Origin of the sequence: Caulobacter sp., from assembly GCF_035254145.1 — a bacterium.
Classification (GTDB): domain Bacteria; phylum Pseudomonadota; class Alphaproteobacteria; order Caulobacterales; family Caulobacteraceae; genus Caulobacter.
On record NZ_DATFAV010000351.1, the window covers coordinates 1 to 14,059 of the forward strand.

The 14,059-nt window shown below is 68.0% G+C and carries 14 protein-coding genes, 1 other RNA gene and 1 pseudogene; 11 read left to right on the forward strand and 5 right to left on the reverse strand.

Going from position 1 to position 14,059, the window contains the following annotated elements; genetic code table 11:
• Window positions 1-114 precede the first annotated feature (114 nt).
• Window positions 115-783: a glutathione S-transferase family protein gene (locus tag VJ655_RS20635; protein WP_324114417.1), complete on the reverse strand. Its 669-nt coding sequence runs from the start codon at window positions 781-783 to the stop codon at window positions 115-117.
• Window positions 784-919: 136 nt separating this feature from the next.
• Between VJ655_RS20635 and VJ655_RS20640 the strand changes: the two genes are divergently transcribed.
• Together VJ655_RS20640 and VJ655_RS20645 are read left to right on the forward strand one after the other, a co-directional pair.
• The gene (locus VJ655_RS20640) at window positions 920-1,960 is read left to right on the forward strand and encodes a ribonucleotide-diphosphate reductase subunit beta (protein WP_324114419.1); all 1,041 of its coding nucleotides are present in this window, start codon (window positions 920-922) and stop codon (window positions 1,958-1,960) included.
• Window positions 1,961-2,018: 58 nt separating this feature from the next.
• Window positions 2,019-2,111: pseudogene (locus VJ655_RS20645) on the forward strand (2-dehydropantoate 2-reductase); the annotation flags it as partial.
• A gap of 171 nt (window positions 2,112-2,282) precedes the next feature.
• Here the strand turns inward: VJ655_RS20645 and VJ655_RS20650 are convergent.
• Together VJ655_RS20650 and VJ655_RS20655 are read right to left on the reverse strand one after the other, a co-directional pair.
• Window positions 2,283-2,723, reverse strand: a complete 441-nt coding sequence (locus tag VJ655_RS20650) for a DUF6491 family protein (RefSeq protein WP_324114421.1) — start codon at window positions 2,721-2,723, stop codon at window positions 2,283-2,285.
• A gap of 145 nt (window positions 2,724-2,868) precedes the next feature.
• On the reverse strand, window positions 2,869-4,122 hold the full coding sequence (locus tag VJ655_RS20655; protein WP_324114423.1) for a dicarboxylate/amino acid:cation symporter: 1,254 nt from the start codon (window positions 4,120-4,122) through the stop codon (window positions 2,869-2,871).
• Between the two features lie 307 nt (window positions 4,123-4,429).
• Here VJ655_RS20655 and VJ655_RS20660 point away from each other — a divergent pair, with 307 nt between their 5' ends.
• Window positions 4,430-5,884: an AMP nucleosidase gene (locus tag VJ655_RS20660; RefSeq protein ID WP_324114425.1), complete on the forward strand. Its 1,455-nt coding sequence runs from the start codon at window positions 4,430-4,432 to the stop codon at window positions 5,882-5,884.
• Window positions 5,885-5,933: 49 nt separating this feature from the next.
• Here VJ655_RS20660 and nudC read toward each other — a convergent pair whose 3' ends face one another.
• Entirely contained in the window at window positions 5,934-6,872 is a 939-nt protein-coding gene (gene nudC / locus VJ655_RS20665; protein ID WP_324114427.1) for an NAD(+) diphosphatase, read from the reverse strand.
• A gap of 95 nt (window positions 6,873-6,967) precedes the next feature.
• On the opposite strand from nudC, the gene ffs reads away from it, so the two are divergent.
• The 7 genes from ffs (at window position 6,968) to def (ending at window position 12,300) form a co-directional block, all read left to right on the forward strand.
• An RNA gene (ffs, locus tag VJ655_RS20670) (signal recognition particle sRNA small type) lies at window positions 6,968-7,065 on the forward strand.
• A 91-nt stretch (window positions 7,066-7,156) separates the two neighbouring features.
• A complete protein-coding gene (locus tag VJ655_RS20675; protein ID WP_324114429.1) occupies window positions 7,157-9,022 on the forward strand; it encodes a DNA polymerase III subunit gamma/tau in 1,866 nt (621 codons plus the stop codon).
• Window positions 9,023-9,175: 153 nt separating this feature from the next.
• A complete protein-coding gene (locus tag VJ655_RS20680; protein WP_324114431.1) occupies window positions 9,176-9,505 on the forward strand; it encodes a YbaB/EbfC family nucleoid-associated protein in 330 nt (109 codons plus the stop codon).
• 41 nt (window positions 9,506-9,546) lie between these two features.
• Entirely contained in the window at window positions 9,547-10,149 is a 603-nt protein-coding gene (gene recR / locus VJ655_RS20685) for a recombination mediator RecR (RefSeq protein ID WP_324114433.1), read from the forward strand.
• Between the two features lie 111 nt (window positions 10,150-10,260).
• A complete protein-coding gene (locus VJ655_RS20690) occupies window positions 10,261-10,413 on the forward strand; it encodes a hypothetical protein (protein ID WP_324114435.1) in 153 nt (50 codons plus the stop codon).
• 52 nt (window positions 10,414-10,465) lie between these two features.
• A complete protein-coding gene (gene rmuC / locus VJ655_RS20695; protein ID WP_324114437.1) occupies window positions 10,466-11,770 on the forward strand; it encodes a DNA recombination protein RmuC in 1,305 nt (434 codons plus the stop codon).
• An 8-nt stretch (window positions 11,771-11,778) separates the two neighbouring features.
• Complete coding sequence (gene def, locus VJ655_RS20700) at window positions 11,779-12,300, forward strand: peptide deformylase (protein ID WP_324114439.1); 522 nt, start codon at window positions 11,779-11,781, stop codon at window positions 12,298-12,300.
• Window positions 12,301-12,335: 35 nt separating this feature from the next.
• Here the strand turns inward: def and VJ655_RS20705 are convergent, their stop codons facing one another.
• Entirely contained in the window at window positions 12,336-12,815 is a 480-nt protein-coding gene (locus VJ655_RS20705; protein WP_324114441.1) for a cupin domain-containing protein, read from the reverse strand.
• A gap of 65 nt (window positions 12,816-12,880) precedes the next feature.
• On the opposite strand from VJ655_RS20705, the gene dapE reads away from it, so the two are divergent.
• Window positions 12,881-14,056 carry a succinyl-diaminopimelate desuccinylase gene (gene dapE / locus VJ655_RS20710; RefSeq protein ID WP_324114443.1) on the forward strand — a complete coding sequence of 392 codons (1,176 nt, stop codon included), beginning with the start codon at window positions 12,881-12,883 and terminating at the stop codon, window positions 14,054-14,056.
• Window positions 14,057-14,059 lie beyond the last annotated feature (3 nt).

The following is a 14,059-nucleotide window of genomic DNA, read 5'->3' on the forward strand; positions in this document are numbered from 1 at the left end:
CCGCCCAAGGGGACTTTTTCGCAATCACGGTGGAGCTCATCACGAGGCCAGGTTTATACTTAGGGGGCGCTTCTTGGCGAAGGATCGAAACCACAGCACGGACAGTACGTCCGCTCACCCCTGCTGCCCCAACCGCTCCCAGCCCTCAAAAAACGGGAACCGCTGCGCCCAGAACGCCGCCAGTCGCGGGTCCGCGTCCACCCGCCGCACCACCTCGCTCATCCGCGGCGCCGCCTCGTAGAACCGCACCCGCCGAGGCCCCCAGCGGCTGACCACCGTGACGTAGAGGTCGAGCACGCTCAGCTCGTCGCCCAGAAGGTATCGCCCCGGCGACACCTGGCTCTCCATCATCGCCCAACAGTCCAGGATCCGCTCGGCCGTCGCGGCCTTGATCCTGGCCTGGGCCTCCGGGTCCGGCCCGCCCAGGCGCGAGGGATCGTCCCGCACCCAGAACAGCGAATAGATCGAGGCTGGGATGAAGGTCATCCAGCGCAGGAACTGAGCGCGGCGCGGGTCGTCGATCGCCGGTCCGAGGCGAGCGGCGGGGAACCGGTCGGCCAGCCAGATCAGGATGGCGGCGCTCTCCGTGATCGTCTCGCCCTCCGGCGTGACCAGGGCCGGGATCTGCTTCAGCGGATTGACCGCCGCGACCTTGGCCTGCTCGGCCTCGCCTTCCCAGGTCGGCGCCTCGACCACCTCATAGGGCAGGCCGATCAAGGACATGGCCGCCTCGACCGGCACGCCGCCGGATCCCAAGGCGCTGAACAGACGGTAGGCGGTCATCGGCGGCTCCGGCTTATCCACACGCCGCTCACAACATCTTGTGTGGGTGCGACGTCGACACCACTAGATGAACGCGGCGGCTTTGATAGGGTGAGGATCCTACCGCTCTTCGACGATTCTGCCCCGAGGTCCCGTCATGTCCGCTCCGTCGTCGCTGATCCTGCCTGGCCTGATGACCCCTTCGGGCGGCTACAAGCCGTTCCGCTATCCGTGGGCCTACGACTTCTGGAAGAAGCAGCAGCAGGTCCACTGGATGCCGGAAGAGGTGCCGCTGGGCGAGGACCTCAAGGACTGGGCCGTCAAGCTGAACGACAAGGAACGGAACCTGCTGACGCAGATCTTCCGCTTCTTCACCCAGTCCGACGTCGAGGTGCAGGACAACTACATGGAGCGCTACGGTCGTGTGTTCAAACCGACCGAAGTGAAGATGATGCTGGCCTCGTTCGCGAACATGGAGACGATCCATATCGCGGCCTACGCCCTGCTGCTCGAGACCATCGGCATGCCCGAGACCGAGTTCTCGGCGTTCATGGAATACGAGGCCATGAAGGACAAGCATGACTACATGCAGACCTTCGGCGTCGACTCCAACGCCGACATCTGCCGCACCCTGGCGATGTTTGGGGGCTTCACCGAGGGCCTGCAGCTGTTCGCCTCGTTCGCGATGCTGATGAACTTCCCGCGCTTCAACAAGATGAAGGGCATGGGCCAGATCGTCTCGTGGTCGATCCGCGACGAGAGCCTGCACTGCGACGGCATCATCAAGCTGTACCACGCCTTCAACAAGGAGACGGGGGCGGTGACCAAGGCCGTGGCCGACGACATCGTCGACTGCTGCAAGCACGTGGTCGGCCTGGAGGACAAGTTCATCGACCTGGCCTTCGAGGCCGGCGAGATCCAGGGCATGACCCCGGACGACATCAAGGCCTATATCCGCTTCATCGCCGACTGGCGCCTGCGCCAGCTGCAGCTGCCGGAAGTGTACGGGGTCAAGGAAAACCCGCTGCCCTGGCTGCAGTCGCTGCTGTCGGGCGTCGAGCACGCCAACTTCTTCGAGGCCCGCGCGACCGAGTATTCCAAGGCCGCGACCCGGGGCCAGTGGCATGGCGCCGAAGGCGTGTGGACCAGCTTCGACGAGATGATGAAGAAGCGCTCGGACCTGACGCCGGCGGAATAGGGTTTGAGATCCCTCTCCTTAAGGAGAGGGTGTTCTTCTGCGGAGTGTCCAGCATCGCGGCGTCATCGCCCGCAAGGGCGCGGCGCACGGGATCGCCACGCCCGCCAACGCCATGATCGTGGCCCTACTGAACGCGGCGGCCATGCGCTGAGCGCGGTCTTCTGAGCTCCAAACCTCTCGTCATCCCGGAAGCCTCGAAGAGGCTATCCGGGACCCAGGGGCGAGCGGCGGCGCGGCGGCCCCTGGGTCCCGGATCTACAGCCCGCTTCGCGGTCTTCCGGCCGGGATGACGAGGGGAAGAGTCTAGCGCCCCACCCCCGACCTACGGCCGGTCCTTCTTCGGGATCGCCGCGATCTCTTCCGGCGTCAGCTTGGTGATGGCCTTGGCCCGGATCGGGATGGCCATGCCGAAACCGTCGGAGACGCGCAGGTCCAGGTCCAGCGGATGGCAGATGCTGTCCGTGCCCCGCACGATCGAAACGAGGTGCGTCCCTGGCCAGGTGAGCTGGCTGGAGCCGTAGGCCAGATCCACCCGATAGACGTCGCGGTTGCGCACCTTCAGGTACAGGGTGTCCTTGTTGGGCGCGGACCAGCCGCGCCAGTCGGACAGGAAGAAGCACTGGCGGGGCGGCTTGGCCGGCTTGTCCGTCGTCGCAGGCGCGGGAGCGGTTCCTTGCGCGGCCGAGGCGCCGACAAGGGTCATGGAGCCCGCGATGGCGATCCCGACCAGCGCGCCGCGCGCGATGTTGGCGATCTTGCTCATGACGTCGTCCTCAAAGTCCCTCACGGTTGAGATTGGTCCTCTCCCGGGCGGTGTCAAGTTTTTACTGTACAGTAGGAACTGGACATGAAAACGGCCCGCCTCCGGCTTGGATGCGGGCCGTCTCGATAGGCGATCAAAAGAGGGGCTAGGCGCTCGCCGGTTCGCCCTCGGGTTCGATCTCGTCCAGCTCGCCTTCCCACTTGGCGACCACGGCGGCGGCGACGCTGTTGCCGACGACGTTGGTGGCGCTGCGGCCCATGTCCAGCAGGTGGTCGACGCCCAGGACCAGGGCGATCCAGGCCTCGGGCAGGCCGAAGTAGGTGAGGGTGGCCATGATCACCACCAGCGAGGCGCGCGGCACACCGGCGATGCCCTTGGAGGTCACCATCAGGAGCAGCAGCATGAAGATCTGCTGCTGGATCGACAGGTGCACGCCATGCGCCTGCATGATGAACATGGTGGCGAAGGTGCAGTACAGCATCGAGCCGTCGAGATTGAACGAATAGCCCAGCGGCAGGACGAACGAGACGATGCGGCGGCGCACGCCGACCTTGGGCAGGCCGTCCAGGATGCGCGGATAGGCGGCTTCGGAGCTGGCGGTCGAGAAGGCCAGCAGGGCCGGGTCGCGGATCACGCCGAACAGCGGCAGCACCCGCTTGCCCAGCACCAGGGCGCCGGCCAGGAACAGCAGCAGCCACAGCACGCCCATGGTGGCGTAGAAGCCCAGCACGAACTTGCCGTAGACGGCCAGCATCGAGACGCCCTGGGTGGCGATGGTCGAGGCCAGGGCCGCGAAGATGGCCAGCGGGGCCAGCTTCATAACGAAGCCGGTGACCTTCAGCATGACCTGGGCGGCCTGTTCGGCCAATTCCAGGACGTGCGGGGCCTTGTTGTCCAGGGCCGCGACGGCCGTGCCGACGAACAGGGCGAAGACGACGATCTGCAGGATCTCGTTCTTGGCCATGGCGTCGAAGATCGAGGTCGGCACCAGGTGGGTCAGGAAGCCCTTCAGGGTGAAGGCGTCGGTGCTGGCGGTCGGGGCCGACGCGACCTGCATCTCGGTCAGGTTCAGGCCGTGGCCGGGGTTGAGCAGGTGAACCATCAAGAGGCCCAGCAGCAGGGAGACGGCCGAGGCGCTGATGAACCAGGCCATGGTCTTGGCGCCGATCCGGCCCACCGCGGCGGCGTCCTCCATGTGGGCGATGCCGGCGATCAGGGTGGTCAGCACCAGCGGCGCGATGATCATCTTGATCAGGCGCAGGAAGATGTCGGTGACCAGCGACAGGCTATTGGCGGCGGCCTTGGCGTGGGTCGGGTCCATCGTCTGGTTGATGGCCCAGCCGACCGCGACGCCCAGCACCATGGCCAGGACGATCAGTAAGGCGAAACGTTTGTTCATTCAGTCCCCCTGGCGCCGGTCTTGGGCGTCGACGGCATGTCTGGTTGTGAGGGAACGACGCGCGAGATCGCTCGCGCCGCCATCCGCTCCCTCTTTGAGCATTTCCGCCCTTGTGGCCGACCGGCGCGGGTTCGTCCATGCCCTAGACGTGGTCAGGCGATGGTTGCTTCGCGCCAAGCTGGATAAACAGGCTCAGTGTGTAGAGACGGAAAGCGCGGCGGCTTCCTCACTTCGAATAAGTAATAAATCATTCCCATTGGCGGGTCCGACGTCTCGCCAATGTCGCGAAACGCCGCTATAAGGCGCCATGTCAAACCAAGAAAAAGCAATCGCCGTCGTCGAACGGCTCAATGACGAATACGAACGCGCCGTCGGCGCTCTCCGCGACGCCCTCCGCGCCTATCTCGAAAACGGAACACGGCCCGACCCGCAGACGCGGTTCGATGGCACGTTCGCCTATCCCGAGCTGCGGCTGACCTACGATCCCGAGGCCCTGCCGCCCAAGCTGGCCCGATCCTACGCCCGCGTCAGCCGTCCTGGCGTCTATTCCACGACCGTGACCAAGCCGGCCCAGTTCAAGGACTATCTGGTCGAGCAACTGACCCTCTTGATGGACGACTTCGATGTCGAGATCGAGGTCGACCGCTCCCGCCAGGAAATCCCCTATCCCTACGTGCTGGACGCCACGATCGACCTGAACCAGGCCGACGTCCGCAGCGAGGACATCGCCCGCTTCTTCCCGACCACGGATCTGGCCTTCATCGGCGACGAGATCGCCGACGGCGTCTGGAGCCCGGCGCTGGAGGAAACGCGTCCGCTGTCGCTGTTCGACGGCCTGCGCACCGACTTCTCGCTGGCGCGCCTGAAGCACTACACCGGCGCCCCGGCCGAGGACGTGCAGCAGTTCATCCTGTTCACGAACTATCACCGCTATGTCGACGAGTTCGTGCGCTGGGGCATCGAGCAGCTGAAGGCCAAGGACAGCCCGTACACGGCCCTGTCGTGCTCGGGCGGGGTGACCATCACCGCCAACACGGCCAATCCGGAGCTGGCGGTGGCCGAGTCGACCTGGCGCAAGCACCAGATGCCGGCCTACCACCTGATGGCGCCGGGCGGCTCGGGGGTGACGCTGGTCAACATCGGCGTCGGCCCGTCCAACGCCAAGACCATCTGCGACCACCTCGCCGTGCTGCGCCCGCAGGCCTGGCTGATGATCGGCCATTGCGGCGGCCTGCGCGACACCCAGACCATCGGGGACTACGTCCTGGCCCACGCCTATCTGCGCGACGACCACGTGCTGGACGCGGTGCTGCCGCCCGAGATTCCGGTGCCCTCGATCGCCGAGGTGCAGCGCGCCCTCTATGACTCGGCCAAGGCGATCAGCGGCGACAGCGGCGACCAGCTGAAGAAGCGCCTGCGCACCGGCACCGTCGTCACCACCGACGACCGCAACTGGGAACTGCGCCACAGCCTCTCGGCCCTGCGCTTCAACCAGAGCCGCGCGGTGGCGATCGACATGGAGTCGGCGACGATCTCGGCCCAGGGCTACCGCTTCCGCGTGCCGTACGGGACGCTGCTGTGCGTGTCGGACAAGCCGCTGCATGGCGAGATCAAGCTGCCCGGCCAGGCCAACGCCTTCTACGAGCGCGCGATCAGTCAGCACCTGCAGATCGGCGTCATGGCCTGCAAGCTGCTGCACGCCGAAGGCCCGAACCTGCACTCGCGCAAGCTGCGAGCCTTCGACGAGCCGCCGTTTAGGTGAGGCGCAGCGTTAGATCCTCCCCCGTATCGCGGGGGGAGCATCTCTAGGCCTACCCCTCTGCCCACGCCTTGATCAGCTGATGGGCGATGGCCAGGGGCGGCGGGGCGAACAGCCCCTCCGTCTCGCCCCTGATCAGCTGGCGCGCTTCGTCCTTCGTGAACCAGCGGACCTCCTCCAGTTCGGTCTGGTCGGGGGCGGCGTCGCCGCTGTCGACGTCGGCCATCAGGCCGATCATCAGCGACGAGGGCCAGGGCCAGGGCTGGCTGGAGTGGTAGCGGACGGCCGTGGCCGTGAGGCCCGCCTCTTCCTTCAGCTCCCGCGCGCAGGCCTCCTCGATGGTCTCGCCGGGCTCGACGAAGCCGGCCAGGGCCGAGAACATGCCCGCGGGCCAGGCCGCTTGGCGGCCCAGCAGGCACTTGCCGTCGTGCACGGCCAGCATGATCGCCACCGGGTCGGTGCGCGGGAAGTGTTCGGCGTCGCAAGCGGGGCAGACGCGCTTCCAGCCGCCGTCGGAGACCTCGGTCTTCTGGCCGCAGACGCTGCACCAGCGGTGGCGACGGCGCCATTCGAACATCGACTTGGCGGTGGCCAGGATCCCCGCGTCGGCCGCCGGCATCGCCCCGGCCGCGCCCCGAAGTTCCTCGAACCGCCCCAGGCCCTGCAGCGGTCCCTCGGCCGGATCGGCCGCCCCCTCGATGTCGACGGCGAAGACGGCGATGTCCTTCCACAGGCCCAGGAACAGCAGCCGCTCGGCGCCGCCGGCCAGGTCCTGGGCCATGTCGGCGCGCAGATAGGCGATCTGCACGCCTCTCGGCTTGCCATCGGCGTCGAGGACGTCCTCGACCAGAGGCTTGCCGTTCCACAGCGCCACGGCCAGGGATTCGGCGTCAGCCAGCTTTTCCGCCAGCCAGGATTCGTCCCCGCGCCGCTCGCTGGCGCGGTTCAGCGGATTGCCCGCGAAGATGTTGGTGATGATCGAAAGAGGCATGACCATGGTCTCTAGCGCGCGCGTGAACGCTCGTCACGACGTCGCATCAACGTCATGCGTCTTGCATCCTTGGCGATGAGTCGCGATATAGACCTCGGAGACCGGCGCGGACGGAGTCCTCGCCAACCTGGTCAGGGCCGAGAGGCAGCAGCCACAACGAGATCAGCTCTGGGTCGCTGTCCGGTCTCCACCTTCCCCTAAAATCAGCGAAATCTGTCAGCAGATGGCCGGTGCGCCCGGACCGGGTCTTTTGCCGCGCCCTCCGCCCCACTACACTCGAGCCCATGGCCGATCACGACGACCTCTCGACCGATTCCGCGCCGCCGTGGGACGAAGCCCCCATGGACGACAAGCCTGAGCGCGACGAGAACACCGCCGATATCTTCGGCGACGCGCCCTCCCCCGTGACCGGCCCCGTGGTTGGATCGCCTGTCGAGACCGCGCGTCCCGTCGTCGAGACCCCGGCCGAAACGGAGTCCGGCGACGCCTATACCGTGCTGGCGCGGAAATACCGCCCGCGCACCTTCGAGGACCTGATCGGCCAGGAGGCCATGGTCCGCACGCTGGCGAATGCGTTCTCGACCGGCCGCATCGCCCACGCCTTCATGCTCACCGGCGTCCGCGGGGTCGGCAAGACCACGACCGCCCGCCTGCTGGCTCGCGCGCTCAACTACGAGACCGACACCGTCAAGGGGCCCTCGGTCGACCTGACCACCGAGGGCTACCACTGTCGCGCCATCATCGAGGGCCGGCACATGGACGTGCTGGAGCTGGACGCCGCCTCGCGCACCAAGGTCGACGAGATGCGCGAACTCCTGGACGGGGTGCGGTATGCGCCCGTCGAGGCGCGCTACAAGGTCTACATCATCGACGAAGTGCACATGCTGTCGACGGCGGCGTTCAACGCGCTGCTGAAGACGCTGGAAGAGCCGCCGCCGCACGCCAAGTTCATCTTCGCCACCACCGAGATCCGCAAGGTGCCGGTGACGATCCTGTCGCGCTGCCAGCGCTTCGACCTGCGCCGGGTCGAGCCGGACGTGCTGGTCAAGCACTTCGACCGGATCTCGGCCAAGGAGGGCGCGCGGATCGAGATGGACGCCCTGTCCCTGATCGCCCGCGCGGCCGAGGGATCGGTGCGCGACGGCCTCTCGCTGCTGGACCAGGCCATCGTCCAGACCGAGCGCGGTCAGACCGTCACCGCCACGGTGGTGCGCGACATGCTGGGCCTGGCCGACCGCGGCCAGACCATCGCCCTGTTCGAAAACGTCATGGCCGGCAAGACCAAGGACGCCCTGGAAGGCTTCCGCGCCCTGTGGGGCTTCGGGGCGGACCCGGCGGTGGTCATGCTGGACGTGCTGGACCATTGCCATGGCTCGGCGGTGTCCAAGGCGCTGGGACCCGACGCCCTGTCGATGCCCAAGGAGCAGGCCGCGCGACTGGCCGCGATCGGGGCCCACACCTCGGCCGGTACGCTGTCGCGCCTGTGGCAGATGCTGCTGAAGGCCCACGAGGAAGTCCGCCGCGCGCCCGACGCCATGGCCGCGGCCGAAATGGCCCTGATCCGCCTGTGCTACGCCGCCGACCTGCCAGGACCCGAAGAAGCGCTGAAGGCCCTGCGCGACGGCGCGCCGATTGGGGGCGGCGGCCCCGGCGGCGGCGCTTCCATGGGCGGCGGCGGCTCGTCCGGCGGCGCGGCGTCGGCCCACGCCCCGATGACCATGGCCGCGCCCGGCGCCCAGGCCATGCCGGTCCTGGCCTCGTTCGACGATGTCATGGCCCTGATCGCCGCCCGGCGCGATATCGGCCTGCGGCTCGACGTCGAGCAATATGTCCGGCCGATCAACTTCCGTCCGGGCGCCATCACCTTCGAGGCCGCTCCGGGCGCGCCTGGAAATCTGGCAGGACGCCTGGTCCGCTTCCTGAAGGAGGCGACCGGCCAGCCCTGGCTGGTCGCCGCCGAGGGCGGCGGCGGGGCCGAAAGCCTGATGGAGCGCCAGAAACGCGAGGAGCGCGAGGCGCTGGAGGAGATCAAGAAGGATCCCTTCGTCGCCTCGGTGCTGACGGCCTTCCCCGGCGCCGAGATCGTCGAGATCCGCAAGCTCCTTACCCCCGAAGCTCCGCCGCTGGAGCCGGACGAGGAAGAGGGCTGATTTTTCTTCCTTCCCCCTTGATGGGGGAAGGGTAGGGATGGGGTGACCGCTGCGCTAGCGATCACGCGCTGCATCGACCGCCGCGTCACCCCACCTCCTGCCCCCTCCCCATCGAGGGGAGGGGATCGTGACTGAAGTTTTGGAGACCAAGCGATGAAAGACATCGGCGGCCTGATGAAGCAGGCCCAGGCCATGCAACAGAAGCTGCAGGACGCCCAGGCGCGGCTGGCCGAGAGCACGGTCGACGGCACGTCCGGCGGCGGCATGGTGACCGTCACCCTGATGGGGACCGGCGAGCTGGTCCGGGTGCTGATGGACGAAAGCCTGGTGCAGCCGGGCGAGGGCGAGGTCATCGCCGACCTGATCATCGCCGCCCACGCCGACGCCAAGAAGAAGCTCGACGCCAAGCAGGCCCAGCTGATGCAGGAAGCCGCCGGTCCGATGGCGGGCCTGATGGGCGGCCTGCCGGGCATGAAGTTCTAGGACCCGCCGCTTCCGTTGGAAGCGGTTCTTTAAGGAAAAGAATGGCCGCCTCCGCCGGACCCGAGATCGAGCGCCTGATCGCCCTGCTGTCCAAGCTGCCGGGGTTGGGACCGCGCTCGGGCCGGCGGGCCGCCCTCGCCTTGCTCAAGAAGCGCGACACCCTGCTGGCGCCGCTGGCCGCCGCCATGGCCGACGCCCAGGCCAAGGTCCGCACCTGCTCGGTCTGCGGCTCGCTCGACGTCACCGATCCCTGCTCGATCTGCGCCGATGGCGCCCGCGACGGCCGACTGCTGTGCGTGGTCGAAGAGGTCGGCTCGGTCTGGGCCATGGAGCGCGGCGGATCGTTCCGGGGGCGCTACCATGTACTGGGCGGGCTGCTCTCGGCGCTGGATGGCGTTGGCCCGGACTCGCTGCGGATCGGAGAACTGGTCGCGCGCGTCGGGGAGGGGCAGATCGCCGAGGTGATCCTGGCCCTGCCGGCCACGGTCGACGGCCAGACGACCGCCCACTATATCGCCGACCGTCTGGCGCGGACCAATGTGCCGGTGACCATGCTGGCGCGCGGCGTGCCGGTCGGCGGCGACCTCGACTGGCTCGACGACGGCACCATCGCCCAGGCCTTGCGCGCCCGGCGGCCAGCCTGACGGAATTCCTGGGGATTGGGCCGGAATCCGGCTGACAGCCCGGTCTCTCCGCGCCAAGTTGCGCCAGCCGCGTCGGCGAGCCGCCGATGCGCCAGTGGAGGGACTGATTTCATGAGCACGCCCGAAGACAAGGCTCCCGAAGCCGAAACCGAAGCCCCGCACCCGGCCAAGGTCGGTGTGGTCGACAAGGGCCACAACGTCACCGGCTTCGCCGGCGAGCCGATCAGCGGCATGATCGCCGACCTCGCCGACGGCGACGACTGATCCGGTCGGCGGCGGCCTTTATGCCGCCGCCGACTCCCGCTAGGAACGGAGCATGAACTTTTCCGATCCGTTCCTGATGCTGGCCGTCGTCTTCGCCCTGGCGACCGTGGCCTGCGCCCTGTGGGCCATGGCTTCGCAGCGCCGGGCCGCCAAGGCCGAGGCCCAGGCCTGGCAGTTGAACGAGCGCGTCATCCAGGCCGGCGAGCGGATGCGGATGCTGGAAGACCAGGCCGGGACGCAGGGCGAACTGATCCGCGCCCAGGCCGACAAGATGGCGACCATGACCGCCAACACGGTCGCCGAGGCCCTGATCAAGCGCACCGAGGAAACCTTCCGTAGCCGCGAGAACCTGGCCCAGCAACGACTGGAGGCCCAGCTGAAGCCGGTGGCCGAAACCCTCGCCAAGTTCGAGGCCCAGGTGAACGCCGTCGAGAAGGCGCGGGCCGAGGAGAGCGGCGGGCTCAAGGCCCAGATCGCCGCCCTGATGGAGGCCTCGACCGCCACCCAAGCCGAGGCCCGCAAGCTGTCGGCCGCCCTGCGGCGAGGCGCCGGCGTCCAGGGCCGTTGGGGCGAGCAGACCCTGCGCAACGTGCTGGAGGCCGCCGGCCTCAACAGTCGCTTCGACTTCCAGGAGCAGTTCAGCGTCGACAGCGAGGAGGGCCGTCGTCGGCCCGACGTCAAGGTCACCCTGCCGGGCGGCGGCGTGTTCGTGATTGACGCCAAGTGCTCGCTGAACGCCTTCCTGGAAGCCCAGGAGGCGACCGACGAGGTCTTGCGCGAGGCCGCCATGGTCCGCCACGCCGCCAGCGTCCGCGCCCACATGCAGGGTCTGTCGTCCAAGGCCTATTGGGACCAGTTCGCCGGCGAGGGCTCGCCCGACTTCGTGGCCATGTTCGTGCCGGGCGACGGCTTCCTGGCCGCCGCGCTGGATCGCCTCCCCGAACTGATGGCCGAGGCGATGGACCGCCGGGTGGTGCTGGTCACGCCGACCACCCTGTTCGCCCTCTGCAAGGCGGTGGCCTATGGCTGGCGGGCCGAGGACCAGGCCAAGAACGCCGCGCGCATCGTCGAGGTCGGCCGCGAACTCTACAAGCGCGTCTCGGTCATGGGCGCCCACGCCGGCGCCATGGGCAAGGCGCTGGAGAGCGCGGTGGGCAAGTACAACCAGTTCGTCGGCTCGCTGGAGAGCCAGGTCCTGACCCAGGCCCGCCGCTTCGAGGACCTGTCCGTCGATCACGAGGGCAAGGAGATCGCCGAGCCAGCGCCGGTCGAGCAGGCCGTTCGGCCGCTGACCAAGCTCGGCGGCCAGATGGGGCAATCTCCCACCTTGACCCTCGGAAATGACACGCCTACCTGACGGGGATCATGGCCATCCGTCGCATCCTCACCGTCGATAACGCCGCCGACCTGGCGGTTCTCAAGAAGATCTCCGCCCCGGTGGAGGCCGTCACCGACGAGCTGCGCGCCCTGATGGACGACATGCTGGAGACCATGTACGACGCGCCTGGCATCGGCCTGGCCGCCGTGCAGGTCGGCGAGCCGGTCCGCGTGATCACCATGGACCTGGCCCGCGACGGCGAGGAGCCGGCGCCGCGCTATTTCGTCAATCCCGAGATCCTGGCCAGCTCCGAGGAGCTGTTCGTCTACGAGGAAGGCTGCCTGTCGGTGCCGGAGTATTTCGACGAGGTCGAACGCCCCGCCAAGGTCACCATCCGCTACATGAACTACCAGGGCGAGACGGTCGTCGAGGAGGCCGAGGGCCTGTTCGCCGTCTGCATCCAGCACGAGATGGACCACCTGGAAGGCGTCCTGTTCATCGACCACCTCTCGCGCCTGCGCCGCGACCGCGCCATCGCCAAGGTCAAAAAGGCCCGCCGGGCGGCCTGATTTCTCCCTCTCTCTCCATGAGAGAGGGATTTCCATCATCGCTTCCGTCCCTGGTCCGTCTCGTACGGCGTCCCGTCGCGGTGACGGTAGACGTCCTCGCCGTCGCGCAGCACCAGGTCGATATCCGGATAGTCGCAGCCATCCTCCGCCGGCCGCCGCGAGCCGATTTCCAGCAGCAGCACGTCGCGGTCGGAGCGGTTCTGGAAGTGGTGGCCGTTGGCGACGCCGGCCTTGAAGCCCGCGCAGTCGCCGGCCCGTAGCACCGTCTCGCCGTCATCGTCGACCAGCACGACCTCGCCCTCGACGACCCAGGTGAACTCGTCCTCGGCCGTGTGCCAGTGGCGCTGGCTGGACCACTGGCCCGGCGGCAGGCGCAGCAGGTTGACGCCGAACTGGGTCAGGCCGACCGCGTCGCCCAGCTTGGTGCGATGGCGTTGCAGGCACGGCGCGTTGAACGGCGCGGGATAGGCCGTGCCGACGCGGGTGGGGGCTGCGGCGATGTCGATCTTGGGCATGAGCGGACCTTGGAAGAACCTTGCCGGGTTTGCGTCGCGCGGGAGGGAAGCCTAAAGCCAGGACCATGACCAGCCCCGCGCCCGTTTCCGTCAGCATTGACCCGGCCAATATCGACCCGGTGAGCCTCGCCCAGGCCCTGATCCGGCGTCCGTCCGTGACGCCGGCCGACGAAGGCGCGATGGATACGCTGCAGCGCCAACTGGAAGCGTTGGGGTTCACCTGCCGCCGGATGAAATTCGGCGTGATCGAGAACCTCTACGCCCGGCGCGGGACGGAGCGGCCGAACCTGTGCTTCGCCGGCCATACCGACGTGGTGCCGGTCGGCGACGACGCGGCCTGGACGGCCGGCCCGTTCGAGGCCGAGATCAAGGACGGGGTGCTCTATGGCCGCGGCGCGGTCGACATGAAGAGCGCCATCGCCGCCTTCGTCGCCGCCGTCTCGAACGTGCCCGAGCATCCGGGCTCGATCAGCTTCCTGATCACCGGCGACGAGGAGGGCGTGGCCGAGGAGGGCACCGTCAAGGTCGTCGAGGCCCTGGCCGCCGAGGGTGAGATCATCGACCACTGCATCGTCGGCGAGCCGACCTCGGCCAACGTGCTGGGCGACATGGTCAAGATCGGCCGGCGCGGCAGCATCAACGCCTGGATCGCCGTCGACGGCAAGCAGGGGCACGTCGCCTATCCGCATCGGGCGGCCAATCCGATCCCGGTTATGGTCGACATCCTCTCGCGCCTGCAGAGCCGGGTGCTGGACGAGGGCTATACGGGCTTCCAGCCCTCGAACCTGGAGGTGACCACGGTCGACGTCGGCAACACCGCCACCAACGTCATCCCGGCCTCGGCCAAGGCGCGGGTGAACATCCGCTTCAACCCGGCGCACAGGGGCAAGGACCTGGCGGCATGGATCGAGGCCGAGTGCCGCGAGGCGGCGGAGGGCTTCTCCGGCCGCGTCGAGGCGCTGTGCAAGATCAGCGGCGAGGCCTTCCTGACCGAGCCGGGCGCCTTCACCGACGTGATCACGGCGGCCGTCGGCGACGCCACCGGCCGGGTCCCGGAGCTGTCGACGACCGGCGGCACCAGCGACGCCCGCTTCATCCGCAGCCTGTGCCCGGTGGTCGAGTTCGGCCTGGTCGGCTCGACCATGCACCAGGTTGACGAGCGGGTCCCGGTCGACGAGGTTCGCCAACTGGCGGGGGCTTACGAGGCTCTGATCAACCGCTACTTCGCGGCGTTTGGGTGAGCA